Source organism: Epilithonimonas bovis DSM 19482 (assembly GCF_900108115.1).
GTDB lineage: Bacteria > Bacteroidota > Bacteroidia > Flavobacteriales > Weeksellaceae > Epilithonimonas > Epilithonimonas bovis.
Genome location: NZ_FTPU01000014.1, coordinates 13,316 through 29,285 on the forward strand (window position 1 = coordinate 13,316; position 15,970 = coordinate 29,285).

Sequence of the window (15,970 nt, forward strand, 5' to 3'; positions counted from 1 at the left end):
TTGAGATTGCGGATTTTATGTTGTATTTTTGCAGACTAAAATCAGTCTAAATAAAAACAATGATTAAAGTTAGCGATCAGGCAAAAGCAAAAGCAGCTCAGTTGATGAGTGAGGATGGCTTTAATCCTGAACAAGATTACATAAGAGTAGGCGTAAAAAGCGGAGGTTGCTCCGGATTAGAGTACGTTCTCAAGTTTGACAATGTTAAAAACGATACCGATCAGCTTTTTGAAGATAACGGAGTGAAAATTGTGGTGGATAAAAAATCGATCCTGTATCTGGCAGGCACCATACTTGAATATTCTGGAGGGCTTAATGGTAAAGGTTTTATCTTTAACAATCCTAATGCTGCAAGAACCTGTGGCTGCGGGGAGAGTTTTAGTTTATAGGCACTAGATCAGGATTATGGCTGTAAGCCAAAAATCTGAAATCTGAAATCTGAAAAAATGAGTAAATATACAGAAGACGACCTAAGGGTCGATTTAGAAAATAAGAAGTACGAATTTGGCTGGGAAACGAAAATCGATTACGAAGATTTTCCAATCGGGCTGAATGAAGATGTCATCCGTGCTATTTCTGCTAAAAAAGAAGAGCCGGAATGGATGACAGATTGGCGTTTGGAATCGTTCCGCATTTGGCTGAAGATGACCGAGCCACATTGGGCAAACGTAAAATATGTGAAACCTGATTTTCAGGCCATTCGCTATTATGCGGCTCCCAAAGTAAAACCGGAACTGGCCAGTCTAGACGAAGTAGATCCGGAATTGCTAAAAACTTTCGCAAAGTTAGGCATCAACATCGAAGAGCAAAAAAGGCTTTCCGGTGTTGCTGTCGATATCGTGATGGATTCCGTTTCTGTTAAAACCACTTTTCAGGAAACACTAGCGGAAAAAGGCATTATTTTTTGCTCTATTTCCGAAGCGATCAAGAATCACCCCGATTTGGTAAAAAAATATATCGGGAAAGTGGTACCAAGAGGCGACAATTTTTACGCAGCACTTAATTCTGCAGTTTTTTCCGATGGCAGTTTTTGCTACATCCCAAAAGGCGTACGTTGCCCGATGGAATTGTCTACCTATTTCCGTATCAATCAATCCGGGACCGGACAGTTCGAGAGAACTTTGCTCATAGCAGATGAAGGAAGCTATGTCTCTTATCTGGAAGGCTGTACAGCACCATCCAGAGATGAAAACCAGCTCCACGCCGCAGTTGTGGAATTGATTGCGATGGATAATGCCGAAATCAAGTATTCCACGGTCCAAAACTGGTATCCCGGTGATGAAGAGGGTAAAGGCGGGGTTTTCAATTTTGTCACCAAAAGAGGGCTTTGCGAGAAAAATGCAAAAATATCATGGACGCAGGTAGAGACCGGCTCGGCCGTAACCTGGAAATATCCAAGCTGCATCCTGAAAGGTGATAATTCGGTGGGGGAATTTTACTCTATCGCCGTTACCAATATGCATCAATATGCTGATACAGGTACCAAAATGATCCATATCGGAAAGAATACCCGGTCTACAATCATCTCCAAAGGTATTTCCGCAGGGAAATCTCAAAACTCTTACCGTGGTCTGGTAAAAGTGATGCCAAGCGCTAAAGGTGCCAGAAATTTTTCTCAGTGTGACTCGCTGCTTATGGGCAACAATTGCGGGGCGCATACCTTCCCGTACATCGAAATAAAAGATCCGACAGCACAGTTGGAACACGAAGCGACTACTTCCAAAATTGGGGAAGACCAGATCTTCTACTGTAACCAAAGGGGAATTGATACCGAAAGAGCAATCGCTCTGATTGTGAATGGTTTCAGCAAAGAGGTCCTCAACAAACTTCCAATGGAGTTTGCTATCGAGGCTCAGAAATTATTGGAAATCTCTCTTGAAGGAAGTGTAGGATGAGATCAAATTAATTGATTACTAAAAATAATAAAAAGACAAAGTTTTAAACATATATAATGCTTAATATCAAAAACTTACACGCCAAAATAGAAGATGGCGCAGAAATTTTAAAAGGAATTAATCTAGAGATAAAACCAGGCGAAGTCCACGCCATTATGGGTCCTAACGGTGCCGGAAAATCGACACTTTCCTCTGTAATTGCAGGGAAAGAAGATTATGAAGTGACTGATGGTGAAATCTTTTTTGAAGGTAAAAACATCATCGAAGATGCGCCTGAAGAGCGTGCACACAAAGGCATTTTCCTTTCTTTTCAATATCCCGTGGAAATACCGGGTGTATCTGTAACCAATTTTATCAAAGCGGCCCTCAACGAGAACAGAAAAGCCAATGGCCTTGATGATATGTCAGCTAAAGAAATGCTTTCCGAAATCCGTGAAAAGTCAGAATTATTAGGCATCAAGAAAGATTTCCTTTCCAGATCGCTTAACGAAGGCTTCTCCGGCGGTGAGAAAAAAAGGAATGAAATTTTCCAAATGCTCATGCTGAACCCCAAATTGGCTATCCTTGATGAAACCGATTCAGGCCTTGACATTGATGCCCTAAGAATTGTTTCTGAAGGCGTTAAGCATTTTAAAAACCAGGGCAATGCCGTTCTGCTCATCACCCACTACCAGAGACTTCTTAATTATATCCAGCCGGACTTTGTACACGTTTTAGCAGATGGTAAAATCATCAAAACAGGAGACAAATCCCTGGCTCTGGAACTTGAAGAAAAAGGCTATGACTGGCTTTTGAATTAATAAAAAATTGTCCTCCCCAATCAATCCTGAAGAATTGAAACCGGGAGTGACAGAAACTACTCAAAAAGATGCACAATCAAACCATTACAATGGCTTTATTTGAACAAATTTTAGACAATCACGCTTCTTTTTTGGAAACGTTGCATCATTCTTTTTTGAACGATGCAAGAAAAACTGCGCTTCAGAAATTTGAAGCTGAAGGTTTTCCGACCAAAAAAGATGAAGAATACAAATACACGAATCTGAAGGAAATTACAGAAAAAAACTATAATTTTCTGCCTACACCGGCACATCACGTTACCAAAGCGCAACTGGATGAGCTGCATCTGGGCGAAGAAAAATTTGACTGGATTGTTTTCATCAACGGAAAACTGCACAAAGAATTTTCAAAGATTTCTATTCAAAATGTGGAATTGCTATCCATCGATTATGCTCTAGACCATGAAGAGCATAAGAAGGATTTTAATCAGTACTTCAATACCATCGCCAATCCGGATTTAGCCTTTACCAACCTGAACCTGGCCTATTTTACAGACGGATTTTTTCTCAAGGTGCCAAAAAATGCCTTAATAGAAAAGCCGATCCACGTTTTTTACCTGTCACAAAATCAGGAAGAAAATACATTTTATAATACCCGAAATCTTCTCATTGCTGAAGAAGGATCGAAGGTGGAAATCATAGAAAGCCATCACAACTTTGATAATAACTTTGTATTCACCAATTCTGTTACAGAAATCTTTACAGGTAAGAACGCGAAAGCCGACTGGCACAAGCTGCAGAATGACAATGATACTTCTTACCTTGTAGACCACACATTTGCAAAACAGGAAAGAGACTCCCTAACCACAGTGAACACCTTCTCTTTTGGTGGAAAATTAGTGCGTAACAATTTGGATTTCATCCACAATGGTGAAAATATCAATTCATTTATGAATGGTATCACCATTATTGGAAAAGACCAAACGGTGGACCACCACACAGCTGTGCATCACAAACAACCAAACTGTGAATCTTACCAAAACTATAAAGGGATCTATAAGGATAAATCACACGGTGTTTTCAACGGGAAAGTTTATGTAGACAAGATTGCACAAAAGACCAATGCTTATCAGCAGAATAACAACATTTTGCTTGACGAGGGCGCAACCATTGATACGAAGCCACAGCTGGAGATTTTTGCAGATGATGTAAAATGTTCCCATGGCTGTACTGTTGGGCAATTAAATGAAGATGCCATGTTCTATCTAAGGGCAAGAGGTATTTCTAAGAAAGAAGCTCAGGCATTGCTACTCTATGCATTTGCTAATGATGCCATGCAGAATATTGACATAGAACCTCTTAAACATAAGATTTCGCAACTTTTGGCAGAAAAACTTAATGTTGAGATGGAATTCTAAGAGATAAAGAATCAATAAAAAAAACGCATCATTCCGATGCGTTTTTTTTGTAAGTATATCTATCTATCACTTAATTAAACAAGGCTATTTTTATCAGCGTAATTCAGTTTGAAAAAGATAAATGTCATGATGGAGAAGGCTAACAGAGAACTGCCTCCGTAACTGAAAAATGGTAACGGGATACCAACCGTTGGGAACAAGCCCATCACCATGCCTAAATTGATAGTAAAGTGTATCAATAAAATTGAAGCAAAACAGTACCCGAAAACACGGTTAAAAGTAGATTTTTGATTCTCTGCAAGGTAATATATCCGGCCAATAAAAACGGCGTAGCAAAGTATCAAAATTACACTCCCTACAAATCCCCACTCTTCTCCTACCGTACAGAAAATATAATCGGTCTCCTGCTCCGGCACAAATTTACCCTGCGTAACCGAGCCCTGCTTGTACCCTTTCCCCATAAGACCTCCGGAACCAATCGCTGTTTTTGAATAAAGCAAATTATACCCCGAGGTATCCCGGAAAGCTTTTTCGCCTTTGTATAAAACTTCTACCCTTTCTCTCTGGTGTTTTGGCAGTTTTGTCAGGATATATGGAGATGCAAATGACAGTGCGCTCAGCATGACTATTGTTAATATAATCCTACTGATACTGATAACATTCCAGCTGATTCGGTAATAATTAAGGAAAATAAGTACTGCTGCAATCAATAATATCGACAATACAATATACAAAGGATTTACGGCGATAGAAATTAGGAAAATAGCAGCAAAGGTAAAGATGACACCAAATACCCAGCCTGACAAACCTTCTCTGTACAGCGCCATTATAAAAGCAAAAAACACCAATAATGATCCCACGTCGGGAATCATAAGTACAACAACTCCGGGAATAGCAATGATTGCTAAAGCAGTATACAGTGATTTTGTATTTTTGATATTAAAATCAGGGTTAGAGACATAATTAGCCAGCATAAGTGCCGTCCCTATCTTGGCAAACTCGACCGGCTGCATGGTAAAACCCCCGAATTTGTACCAGTTTTTCTGGCCCAGGATCTCCGTCCCAAAAGGAAATAACCCAATCAGGAGCAAAACACCACCAACATATATAACCGCTGACATATTCTCAAAGAATTTGGTCCTCATAAGAAATATGATAAGGCCAACAAAAAGGGACAAACCAAAAAAGATCAACTGCTTTTGGCCCAATTCCTCTTTTACACTGTAAATATTGATGATTGCAAAAACACACAAAAGGATATACAATGTTATACCCAGTTTATCTATACCTTCTGCCCACTTCATTTTGCGCCGGATTTTATAGGTTTAACATTCGTATTCTTTACTTTGATTTTTTTATCCTGAATTGCCTTCAGGCTGTCTTTGATCTTTTTTAGCTTTACAGAATCCACAACTGGTTCTTTGTACCAGCCTTTTCGTTTCATATCAGCAACATACTGCCGCTTATACTCCGGCATAAAACTGGAAGTAACCATTTTCTTGTACAGGTGCTCCCTCTTCATCTCACCGGTCACATATTTTTCAGCGATTGTCGTACAGGCCGGCCCTGCCCAGGTAGCTCCAAAACCGGCATGCTCCATAACGGCAGCTACAACAATTTTTGGTTTATCAGCAGGAGCAATCAGGACAAAAATAGAATTATCTTTCCCTTGCGGAACCTGTGCGGTACCGGTTTTAGCCAACTGTGTGAAATCTTTTGACATGAGCCCTCTACCTGTTCCTCTCAACATTACAGCCTCCATACCTTTTAGCACCACATTATAAAACTGCGGATTCTGGACCGCTGTATAATGTTTTTTCTTAAATCGTGGGTCAGGGTTTGGTTTACCATCAATTGATTTGACAATATGAGGTGTGTAATACCAGCCTTTGTTGGCAATAGCCGCGACAAAATTGGCCATTTGCAAAGGTGTTAGCATGACATCGCCCTGTCCCATCCCATTATAGATTGCGCCTGTAGACATCTCATCCCAATTTTTAGGATCTTTCTTGGATCCGTTTGCTTTATATAGGGCAGCCATTCTATTTTCGTAGAATTTTCCTGAAGGAATTTTCCCCTTTGCCCCAACAGCAAGATCATTGTCCATATACTTGTTGAGTCCAAAACTTTCCATGATTTTCTGCCATTCATCAACACCTTTACTTGGATTACCAGGATATTTCTTAATAATATTAATAAAAGCGTAAGTAAAATAACAGTTACTGGAAACCTGAATAGAAGGGATCAAAGGATCAGCACCGCCATGCCCCTTGATACTTTTGCCACGGTAAAAAAAACCACGCCCGCAAGGAAAGATGGTCTTATCAGTCATTACACCCATTTGCATTGCTGCCAGTGCTGTCAAAAGTTTGAATGTAGAACCTGGTGGATATGTTCCCTGAACAGACCTATCAAATGTAGGTTTGTTCTCATAGATTGTATCGTTTGCAAGCTTGTAAAGATTACGGGATTTCTCCGGGCCGGTAAAGAGATTAGGATCAATATCAGGGCCGGTGGCCATTGTCAGGATCTCACCATTATTAGGATCCAGTGCCACAATAGCACCATGTTTATTAACCAGCATCTCTTCTGCCATCCTTTGCAAATCATAGTCAATAGTTAGCGTCAAATCTTTTCCAGTTACCACTTCTTTATCAAGCTCCCCATTTTTATAAGAACCAATACTTCTCTGGCGAATGTCTTTTTGAATGTATCTCATTCCTTTTTCACCTCGCAGCTCCTTTTCATAGGATTTTTCTACACCACTTTTCCCAACAATATCTCCGGGTAAATAATAAAGCGAGTCCTTCTTGATATCATTGTCATTCACCTGATTCGTATAGCCCAAAAGGTTACCTGAGGTATTAATCTCGTACTGCCGTTGCGGTCTTGGAACGATGCTGAAAGCCGGATACTTGAAAATCAATTCCTGAATCCTTGCCATATCTTCGCGGCTCAGGTTTTTCATAAAAGTCATTGGTGTGAGGCGGGAATAATACTTTTCCTGCTCTATACTTTTCATCGTCTGGATGAAGGCCGGTTTTGAGATATTGACCAATTTGCAGAATCCAAGCGTATCGAAATCCGGTTTAAGCAATGCTGCTGTATAGGAAATCTCAAAAGCTGGCTGATTGCCCACAAGGATTTTACCATTTCGGTCAAAAATCACACCTCTCGGCGGGATGATATATTCTATCTTGATGGATGTATTCGCTGCATTAAGTGCATATCTGTCTGTGAACAACTGCAAATAAGAAAGCCTTGCAATAAAAATTAATGCAATAACAGAAAGCGATATGATGATTTTGAGATACTGTGATTTCATTTGTGTTTTTAATCTTTTCGGAGCGAACTCAAACCCCAGATTTCCGGCAAGTCTTCTTTCTAACTATTTGGTCAGACTTTTTGTTTGATCTTAAATGCCAATGTATAAGCCAGTATAAATACAAAAGAAATAAGACTGGTTGCCACTACATTCAGCAAAATATCAAAGAATCTGTTGAATTTAAAAAATTCTATGTACTGAACCAAAAATTGATGGATAAAAATACTCGTCAGTATAAAAAATATGAACTGTGTCCACTGGATACTCTGGAAGGAGAAAAAATCGGTGGTCGTATCCGTCGATGTTCTGAAGATAATGGTCCTGAAATAGGCGATAACGGTTGTTGCAAATGCGTTAATCCCCCAAGTCCCAAGAAATGCATCCACACACAGTCCCAATAAAAAACTCAATCCCAAAAACTGAAACTGATTACGGAAAAACGGATAAAACATCACAAACACGGGATAAAGCACGGGGATGTATTGCCCAAACAGCGCAATCCTGTTCAGTATAAAAACCTGAAAGGCCGTAAGTAATGCAATTAAAAGCAAATCGGAAAAAATATTTCTACTGACCATCTTTCTTTATCTGTGCTTTTAAAGTATCATTAATTTTATGGACCTCGGATTTTTTAAGATTTCTCACCACATACACAGTGCTTAGCTTGCCTATTTTCTCGCTAAGTTCTACAGAAACGTCCCAAAAACCGGTCTTGCTGTCCACCTGATAACCGGCAACTGTTCCCACCATAATCCCTGCCGGGAAAATGGATGACTTACCATCAGTAACTACTGTATCTCCCACTTTTAGTGGTACATATTTAGGAATATCAGACAAAGTCATCGTGCGGGAGTCATCGCCTTTCCATGACAATGTTCCGAAATAACCGGACTTTTTGAGCGATGCACTGATTTTGATTTTGTTCATACTCAAAACCGATTGCACCAGCGCATAATTATCTGTAGTGTTGATCACAATCCCGGCAATACCTTTAGGCGCAATAACCCCCATTTTAGAGCCAACGCCCTGTAAGCGGCCGCGGTTAATGGTAAAATAATTGTCTTTTCTGTTGATGCTGTTAAACACAACTTCGCCGTCTACAAAAGTGTAGATCTGCCCACCGCCAATCGTGTCATAAACCCGTCGAAATACTGGTTTATCCAGTTTCTCTTTACCATAGAGCTGCTTCATAAGGGCTTTATTCTGCGTTACAAGATCTTCATTAATCTGCTTCAGCTTGAGGTAAGAAGTCCCCTCATCGATATAGCCGGAAACCCAGGAATTAAAAGCGGCAGTGTTTGCTGCAAGAAAACTTTGCTGCATAGCATTTTTGCTGAATATCAATACAATTGCAACCAACTGTAAGAATATGAAGAACACAAATAACGCATTCTTGGAAAAAAATCTCAGCAAAGCACCCATCTAAGTTATAAATGAAAAGCGATAATTGACAATTGAGTAAGCACTTTTATAATATTGCTGCCCATCTATTATCAAGAACCTATATGATTATTCAGGTTTTAGAAAATTGATATTATTTGATTAGGAAATTGAATTTATCCATATTTTTAAGAGCAATACCTGTCCCTCTTACTACCGCTCTCAGAGGGTCTTCTGCAACAAAAACAGGAAGACCGGTTTTTCTGTGAAGCCTGTCTGCCAAGCCTCTCAAAAGCGCACCGCCACCGGCAAGATAGATCCCGGTTTTGTAAATATCCGCAGACAGTTCCGGAGGTGTTAAAGAAAGTGTTTCCATTACAGCATCTTCGATTCTGATAATTGATTTATCAAGTGCTTTGGCGATCTCCTTATAGTTAACCATAATCTCTTTTGGTTTCCCGGTAATGAGATCACGGCCTTGTACAGGGATATCATCAATAGGAACATCCAGCTCCTCAACAGCAGAACCAACTTCTAATTTGATCCGCTCCGCCGTTCTCTCTCCGATGTATAAATTATGATGCGTCCTAAGATAATAGGCAATATCATTGGTAAAAACATCACCTGCGATTTTCACAGATTTGTCACAAACAATACCACCCAATGCAACTACGGCAATTTCTGTAGTACCGCCACCTATATCGATAATCATGTTACCTTCCGGTTTCTGAACATCTATACCAACTCCTATTGCAGCCGCCATTGGTTCATAGATAAGGCGCACTTCTTTGGCATTCACTTTTTGGGCAGAATCTCTTACCGCTCTTTTTTCAACTTCGGTAATTCCGGATGGGATACAGATCACAATCCTTAGAGCCGGCTGAAAAAGTTTGCCCTTGATCCCTGGAATCTGTTTGATAAATTCCTTAATCATGTGCTCAGAAGCGTGAAAATCCGCGATCACACCATCCTTTAGCGGACGGATTGTTTTGATATCTTCGTGGGTTTTCCCCTGCATGTGTTTGGCCTGTTCCCCAACCGCAATCGGCTTGCCGGAAGAACGCTCTATCGCAACGATAGATGGCTGATCCACAACTATTTTGTTATTATGTATAATAAGCGTGTTCGCTGTTCCTAAGTCAATCGCAATCTCTTGCGTGAACATATCCAATAAACCCATTTCCTTCGATAATTGTTAAGTTTACAAAGATATAAATTTACGATGATTCTGTTTGTTGAATTAGAAATAATTTGGTTAAAATTTTATTAAAATTTACATCTCAAAAACCAACCTGAAAATTGAAAATCAACTAAACAACAACGGCTATTTTGACGAAAATTAACCCGGAGATCAGCGAAAATTATACTTTTAAATGTTGTATAGAAACTATCAATAGCATCAAAAGCCAAACCGCAAAAATCTTTGTTTAAAAAAATTGTAAATTTGCACTCGGAAAATGAGCCATAGTAATAAATTTCATCAGACCTCGGACTTTGCGGTTCTCAGTATCAGTTACGAAAAAGCGGATGCAGAAACGCGTGGGCGATTTGCTTTTTTTGACGAGCATATCAAGTCATTTGTCAACCAGATCCACGAGCAGGATTATGGCGATGCTTTTGTCGTATCTACGTGCAACCGGACAGAGATCTACTCTACCACCAAGAATTATCTTCATATTGCCGAACTCTATTGCAATACGGTAGGCGTTGGCCTGTCTGAATTTTTGAAATATGTCAACGTCCTGCAAAGAGAAGATGCGCTTTTTCACCTTTTCCGCGTGGCGGCAGGTTTAGAAAGCCAGATCATTGGTGATTTTGAGATTGTGTCCCAGATCAAAAATGCTTATAACCGCTTCAAGAAATACAAAGATTTTTCTAACCCTTATCTGGAAAGAGCCATTAACTCTGCAATCCAGATCTCAAAGAAAATTAAGAACGAAACAGGGATCAGCACCGGGTCTGCCTCGGTGTCTTACGCTGCCGTTCATTATATACTGAATAACACAAGGCGGATCCACGAGAAAAACATCCTGCTTCTTGGCGTTGGCGAAATTGGCCAAAACACCATAGAGAACCTTGTAAAACATATCTATCAGCCAAAAATAAAAATCGCCAACCGCTCTTTTGAAAAGGCAGAAAAAATAGCTGATAAATATAAAATCCCTCAAATCGATTTTAATCTTTTCCCGGAGGAACTCAAGCAAACTGACATTCTGATTGTGGCCACAGGTGCCCAAAAATATATTATTGACGAAACCAACTTTCCTAAGGAGAAAGAGATGGCCGTCATCGACTTGTCGATCCCCAATAACGTACAAAAGGAAATCGGAAAGCTGGAGAATGTGACGTTGATTGATGTGGACCAACTCTCGCAAACCATCAGGGAGACAATGGAACAGCGCAAAAAAGAAATCCCAAAAGCGGAAGCTATTATCAGAGAGATGGCCAAAGAATTTGCAGACTGGGAAAAAAAACGGAAACTGGCGCCCAACATCACTCACTTCAAAAATTCTCTCAAACAGATTGAGGAAAATGAGCTGCATAACATCCACAGAAAATTCCATTATGCAAAAATTGAGGATATGGAACTTTCTAATAACCTGGTGCAGAAAATCACTAACAGGTTTGCAAAATACATTCTCGAGAACCCACTACGGGCCACAGAAATCACAAAATTGATGGAAGAGATTCTCGACATTCATAAACAAGATACCGATGAACACAATAAAGATAGGAACCAGAAATAGCCCACTTGCCCTCTGGCAGGCGCACGAGGTTGCAGCAAAATTACAACACGTTGGTTTTGACACAGAGATTGTTCCTATTGTAAGTTCGGGGGACAAAAATCTTCATCAGCCGCTTTATGCGTTAGGGATCACGGGTATTTTCACGAGAGATCTTGATCTTGCCCTGCTCAACAGCCAGATAGACATTGCCGTACATTCTCTCAAAGATGTGCCGACAGAGTTGCCTCATAATATTCAGATTTCTGCCGTTTTGGAAAGAGATTTTTCCGAAGATGTACTGGTAAGGAATAAAGACGCAGAGCCGCTGGATCTTGAGGTGCTGAAAATTGCCACAAGCAGCTTGAGAAGACGTGCTTTTTGGCTGAAAGAATTCCCAGAAACCGAATTTGCTGACATCCGTGGTAATGTACAGACACGGTTAAAAAAGCTTGACGACGGTATTGCCGATGCTACTATATTTTCTTTGGCAGGCATCAAGCGGATGAATCTGGATGTCCTTTATGAGCCCATCCCTTTTCTTTTGCAGGCGCCATCACAAGGTGTGGTAGCCATCGCCAGTTTATCCAGCAATATAGACCTGAATCAGGTTTTGAAATCCATTTCGCACAAAGAAACAGAAATCTGTACTACCATCGAGCGCGAATTCCTCAGAACACTGGAAGGCGGCTGTACTGCGCCAATTGGTGCCAAAGCAGAGATGCTGGACGGGCAGGTTCGTTTTTTAGGTGCGCTTTGTTCGCTTAACGGCAAAGATTTTATAGAAACCGATGAAATTTTTGACTGGAATGAGACCGAAAACTTCGGAGAAAGGCTTGCCAAAAAAATCCTGAACAACGGCGGCCGGGAACTGATGGATGAAATTAAAAAAAGTTTATAATGAAAACCTCACAGGTTTTAAAAACCTGTGAGGTTTAATACTTTAATAAATGAAAATCCTATTTACAAAACCGATCAGGAAAGAAAAAATTGACGAGAAGCTGGGAACGGTTTCCGGATTGTCATACGATTTTGTAAAAGTAATTGGCACAGAAATCATCACAACGAAAGCTTTCGGTTTAGAAAATAATTCTTTGATTTTTACCAGTGCTAATGGTGTAAAAGCGTTTTTCTCCAACGGGTTTTTACCCAATGAAAATTTTGCAGAACCGCATCATTACAACAAAATATATGTTGTAGGTTCACAAACCAAAAAAGAACTCAGAAAATATAATTTTGGGACTTTTAAACTTTGTAAGAATGCTAATGAATTATCCAATTTTATCATAGAGAATTCTGTCAATGAAAAGTTTTTTCACTTCTGCGGTAATCTGGCCATTGATATCCTGGATGAGAAATTGCCCCTGCAAAATATAGCTTACCAGAAAATAGCGGTTTATAAAACACAATTGCTTTATCCCACAATCGATGAGAAATATCAGGCGATAGTTTTTTTTAGTCCGAGCGGAGTTCGTAGTTTTGCGAAGTTTAATCCATTGGGTGATGCAAAGATTTTTTCAATTGGGAAAACAACCACCGCCGAATTAGAAAAAATAACGGATAATAAAATAATTACAAGCTCAAAAAACACATTAGCTGATATTTTAAATTTGATTTTAAAAGATACTTCGACAGGCTCAGTATGACAATGTTGATGTGATTTAAAAGACTAAAGTTCTATTTTGCGCAGCGCGCCCCGACTTGAGCGGAGCTCGTCATTGCGAGGGACAAACAATCATACAATAGGATTGCTTCGTTCCTCGCAATGACAGCGGGAGTGGAAGGCGGATAAAGGCGCCCAAATAATATATAAGATGATTAAAAACGACCTATACTTAAAAGCGCTTCGCGGGGAAACCGTGGAAAGACCGCCAGTCTGGATGATGAGGCAAGCCGGAAGATACCTCCCGGAATTTATCGCCTTGCGCGACAAATACGACTTTTTCACCAGATGCCAGACCCCGGAATTGGCTTCGGAAATTACAGTGCAGCCGATTAGGAGATTTCCTTTGGATGCGGCGATTTTGTTCTCAGACATTCTGGTAGTTCCGCAAGCGATGGGCATCGATTTCAAAATGAAGGAATCGGTTGGGCCCTGGCTGGATAATCCTATCAGGACTGCTAAGCAAGTTGATGACGTGATTGTTCCTGATGTAAACGAGACTTTGGGTTACGTTTTTGATGCTATAGAGATGACTTTGGAAAAACTGGATAACGAAATTCCGTTGATTGGTTTTGCTGGCTCACCCTGGACGATTTTCTGCTACTGTATAGAAGGCAGAGGTTCCAAAGATTTCAATATTGCGAAGTCGTTTTGTTTTCTTCAGCCGGAAGCGGCTCACCAATTATTGCAAAAAATCACCGATACTACGATTGCTTACCTGAAAAGGAAGGTGGAGAAAGGCGTTTCTGCTGTTCAGGTTTTTGACAGCTGGGGCGGCATGCTTTCGCCGGCCGATTATCAGGAGTTCTCATGGCAATATATCAATCAGATTGTTGAGGCTTTGGCGCCGTTGACGCACGTTGTGGTATTTGGAAAAGGCTGTTGGTTTGCACTGGACGAAATGTCCAAATCTAAGGCTTCTGCAGTAGGTGTAGACTGGACCATCACGCCGGAACTGGCAAGACAGTTTACGAATAATGCGGTGACTCTGCAAGGTAACTTTGACCCGTCAAGATTACACTCGTCGCCGGAAACGATCCGGAAAATGGTGCACGAGATGATTAACCGTTTTGGAAAAGACAGATACATCGTCAACCTCGGACACGGGATTCTACCGAATATTCCGGTAGATAATGCTGAAGCTTTTATAAAAGCTGTGGTTGAATGGAAACCTTAAACAAAAAGGAGCAATTAATTTGCTCCTTTTTTTATTCCAACTGGCCTGGTGCCGGTTGAGTTGGTTTTACAGCTTCATTATTGAGGCCATCTTTGGATTGTTCAGAATCCTTTCTTGCTTCCCGCTGCAATTTTTGTTTTTGGTTAAAAGTGGCTGTATCAGCCTTCCTCCTGAATTCGGTGCTTTGAGAGGATGTGTCCATTTTGAAATCACCTGATTTCAAATTCTTTTCAGCTTTGGAACGCAGATTATCTCTTTTATCCTGCCTTGTGGTGGTCTGTGCATTCATCATCAATGTACCCAGCATTAGAAATGCTCCCACTATCATTAATTTTTTCATAATACTTAAATTTATTGATTACATAGGCAACTCAAACACCAAACCATATTATGTTAAATTTAAGAAGTTATAAGTTTTTTGGCAGAAAATTAGGAGATTTTACTTTTCCAGTGCTTTTCTTAATTTCTCTACAAAAACATATGTTGCAGGGCAGATGAGCGTATTTTTTATCGTCAGGTTGTTGATCTGATAGATCTTTTTACGGTCGGTATGCGGATATTCGCGGCAGGCTTTTGGCCGCACATCATAGATAGAGCAGGTATTATCGTCATTCAGAAAAAAGCAAGGCAGGTCTTGTAGAACTTTATCGTTATCCTCATCCACTCTCAGGAATTTAGCTTCAAAATCAGCCTGTCTCATTCGCAGATGTTTTGAGATCCGCTCAATATCCTTTTCTATATAAAGCGGGCCTGTCGTTTTGCAGCAATTGGCACAGCTAAGGCAGTCGATCTCTTCAAAAGTTTCCTCGTGGGTTTCCAGAACCTGATAATCAAGATTTTTGGGCGGTTTTTTTTTGAGTCCATCCAAAAACTTTTTATGCTCTTTCTGTTTTTGAAGTGCTTGTTTTTTATAAAAATCAAGATCCATGGTGCAAAGTTATTGGTTTTATCATGAGAACACCAAATAATACAGACCACACCAAATGGCAGAGAAAAATAAAGCAAATAAAAAAGATGATTTAAGATCCTGTCTTTCTTTCCTTATAAAATGTTTATAAAGTGTGACAATAACAAAAGTGATTATAACTAAAGTTGGTAAAACGGTAAATGTGTACATTAATAGTTTTTATCAAATATAATAAAATGACAACAATCTTATTTTAAACCACTTATTAAATTCTTAGATTTGTGTCTATGAAAGATATTACAAGCAGAGAAGATGTTGAGTTTTTGGTCCAGGCGTTCTACGGCAGAATTGTAAAAGATGACCTCATCGGATTCTTCTTTACAGACGTGGCAAAGATTGACCTGAATCTACATCTCCCAAAAATGTATAATTTCTGGGAGAGTATCCTGTTGGGAAATCCAGTGTATGAAGGACAGCCTATGGCAAAGCATTTCCCTATTAACGATATTGCCGCCATGGAGGAAAAGCACTTTAACCGCTGGCTACAGGTTTGGGAACGCACCGTGCATGAAAACTTTGAAGGCCACAATGCTGAAAATGCGATTACAAGGGCACTTAATATTGCCAGGATTATGCATCATAAAATGAAATCTGTAAGATAAAAAGACTTATAATTAAGCTATTTTAGTCTAAAAATATATCG

Annotated in this window: 16 protein-coding genes; 9 read left to right on the top strand and 7 right to left on the bottom strand. The window is 39.9% G+C overall.

Features of this window, described 5'->3' with window-relative positions:
- Positions 1–59: 59 nt before the first annotated feature.
- The 4 genes from B0B05_RS07660 (at position 60) to sufD (ending at position 4,092) form a co-directional block, all read left to right on the top strand.
- Positions 60–389 (top strand): HesB/IscA family protein, encoded by a 330-nt coding sequence (locus tag B0B05_RS07660; protein WP_076783077.1) that lies wholly within the window; start codon positions 60–62, stop codon positions 387–389.
- Between the two features lie 57 nt (positions 390–446).
- The gene (gene sufB / locus B0B05_RS07665) at positions 447–1,895 is read left to right on the top strand and encodes a Fe-S cluster assembly protein SufB (RefSeq protein WP_076783078.1); all 1,449 of its coding nucleotides are present in this window, start codon (positions 447–449) and stop codon (positions 1,893–1,895) included.
- Between the two features lie 56 nt (positions 1,896–1,951).
- Complete coding sequence (gene sufC / locus B0B05_RS07670) at positions 1,952–2,695, top strand: Fe-S cluster assembly ATPase SufC (protein ID WP_076783079.1); 744 nt, start codon at positions 1,952–1,954, stop codon at positions 2,693–2,695.
- An 89-nt stretch (positions 2,696–2,784) separates the two neighbouring features.
- Complete coding sequence (gene sufD, locus B0B05_RS07675) at positions 2,785–4,092, top strand: Fe-S cluster assembly protein SufD (protein ID WP_076783138.1); 1,308 nt, start codon at positions 2,785–2,787, stop codon at positions 4,090–4,092.
- A gap of 74 nt (positions 4,093–4,166) precedes the next feature.
- On the opposite strand, the gene rodA is transcribed toward sufD, so the two are convergent.
- From rodA to B0B05_RS07700, 5 genes are all read right to left on the bottom strand, one after another.
- On the bottom strand, positions 4,167–5,396 hold the full coding sequence (gene rodA, locus B0B05_RS07680; RefSeq protein WP_076783080.1) for a rod shape-determining protein RodA: 1,230 nt from the start codon (positions 5,394–5,396) through the stop codon (positions 4,167–4,169).
- Positions 5,393–7,417 (bottom strand): peptidoglycan D,D-transpeptidase FtsI family protein, encoded by a 2,025-nt coding sequence (locus B0B05_RS07685; protein ID WP_076783081.1) that lies wholly within the window; start codon positions 7,415–7,417, stop codon positions 5,393–5,395. The genes rodA and B0B05_RS07685 overlap by 4 nt, the downstream gene beginning before the upstream one ends.
- A gap of 71 nt (positions 7,418–7,488) precedes the next feature.
- Positions 7,489–7,995, bottom strand: coding sequence for a rod shape-determining protein MreD (locus B0B05_RS07690; RefSeq protein WP_076783082.1), 507 nt, complete (start codon positions 7,993–7,995; stop codon positions 7,489–7,491).
- Entirely contained in the window at positions 7,985–8,839 is an 855-nt protein-coding gene (gene mreC, locus B0B05_RS07695; RefSeq protein WP_076783083.1) for a rod shape-determining protein MreC, read from the bottom strand. Before mreC ends, B0B05_RS07690 begins: the two co-directional genes overlap by 11 nt.
- A gap of 112 nt (positions 8,840–8,951) precedes the next feature.
- On the bottom strand, positions 8,952–9,977 hold the full coding sequence (locus B0B05_RS07700; RefSeq protein WP_076783084.1) for a rod shape-determining protein: 1,026 nt from the start codon (positions 9,975–9,977) through the stop codon (positions 8,952–8,954).
- 277 nt (positions 9,978–10,254) lie between these two features.
- On the opposite strand from B0B05_RS07700, the gene hemA reads away from it, so the two are divergent.
- The 4 genes from hemA (at position 10,255) to hemE (ending at position 14,360) form a co-directional block, all read left to right on the top strand.
- Complete coding sequence (hemA, locus tag B0B05_RS07705; protein ID WP_076783085.1) at positions 10,255–11,544, top strand: glutamyl-tRNA reductase; 1,290 nt, start codon at positions 10,255–10,257, stop codon at positions 11,542–11,544.
- Complete coding sequence (gene hemC / locus B0B05_RS07710; RefSeq protein WP_076783086.1) at positions 11,513–12,421, top strand: hydroxymethylbilane synthase; 909 nt, start codon at positions 11,513–11,515, stop codon at positions 12,419–12,421. Before hemA ends, hemC begins: the two co-directional genes overlap by 32 nt.
- Before the next feature lie 49 nt (positions 12,422–12,470).
- Positions 12,471–13,166 carry a uroporphyrinogen-III synthase gene (locus B0B05_RS07715; RefSeq protein ID WP_076783087.1) on the top strand — a complete coding sequence of 232 codons (696 nt, stop codon included), beginning with the start codon at positions 12,471–12,473 and terminating at the stop codon, positions 13,164–13,166.
- A 168-nt stretch (positions 13,167–13,334) separates the two neighbouring features.
- On the top strand, positions 13,335–14,360 hold the full coding sequence (gene hemE, locus B0B05_RS07720) for a uroporphyrinogen decarboxylase (protein ID WP_076783088.1): 1,026 nt from the start codon (positions 13,335–13,337) through the stop codon (positions 14,358–14,360).
- A 31-nt stretch (positions 14,361–14,391) separates the two neighbouring features.
- On the opposite strand, the gene B0B05_RS07725 is transcribed toward hemE, so the two are convergent.
- Positions 14,392–14,700, bottom strand: coding sequence for a hypothetical protein (locus B0B05_RS07725; protein WP_076783089.1), 309 nt, complete (start codon positions 14,698–14,700; stop codon positions 14,392–14,394).
- Between the two features lie 99 nt (positions 14,701–14,799).
- The gene (locus tag B0B05_RS07730) at positions 14,800–15,288 is read right to left on the bottom strand and encodes a YkgJ family cysteine cluster protein (protein WP_076783090.1); all 489 of its coding nucleotides are present in this window, start codon (positions 15,286–15,288) and stop codon (positions 14,800–14,802) included.
- Positions 15,289–15,554: 266 nt separating this feature from the next.
- Between B0B05_RS07730 and B0B05_RS07735 the strand changes: the two genes are divergently transcribed.
- Positions 15,555–15,929, top strand: a complete 375-nt coding sequence (locus tag B0B05_RS07735; RefSeq protein ID WP_076783091.1) for a group III truncated hemoglobin — start codon at positions 15,555–15,557, stop codon at positions 15,927–15,929.
- Positions 15,930–15,970: the final 41 nt, after the last annotated feature.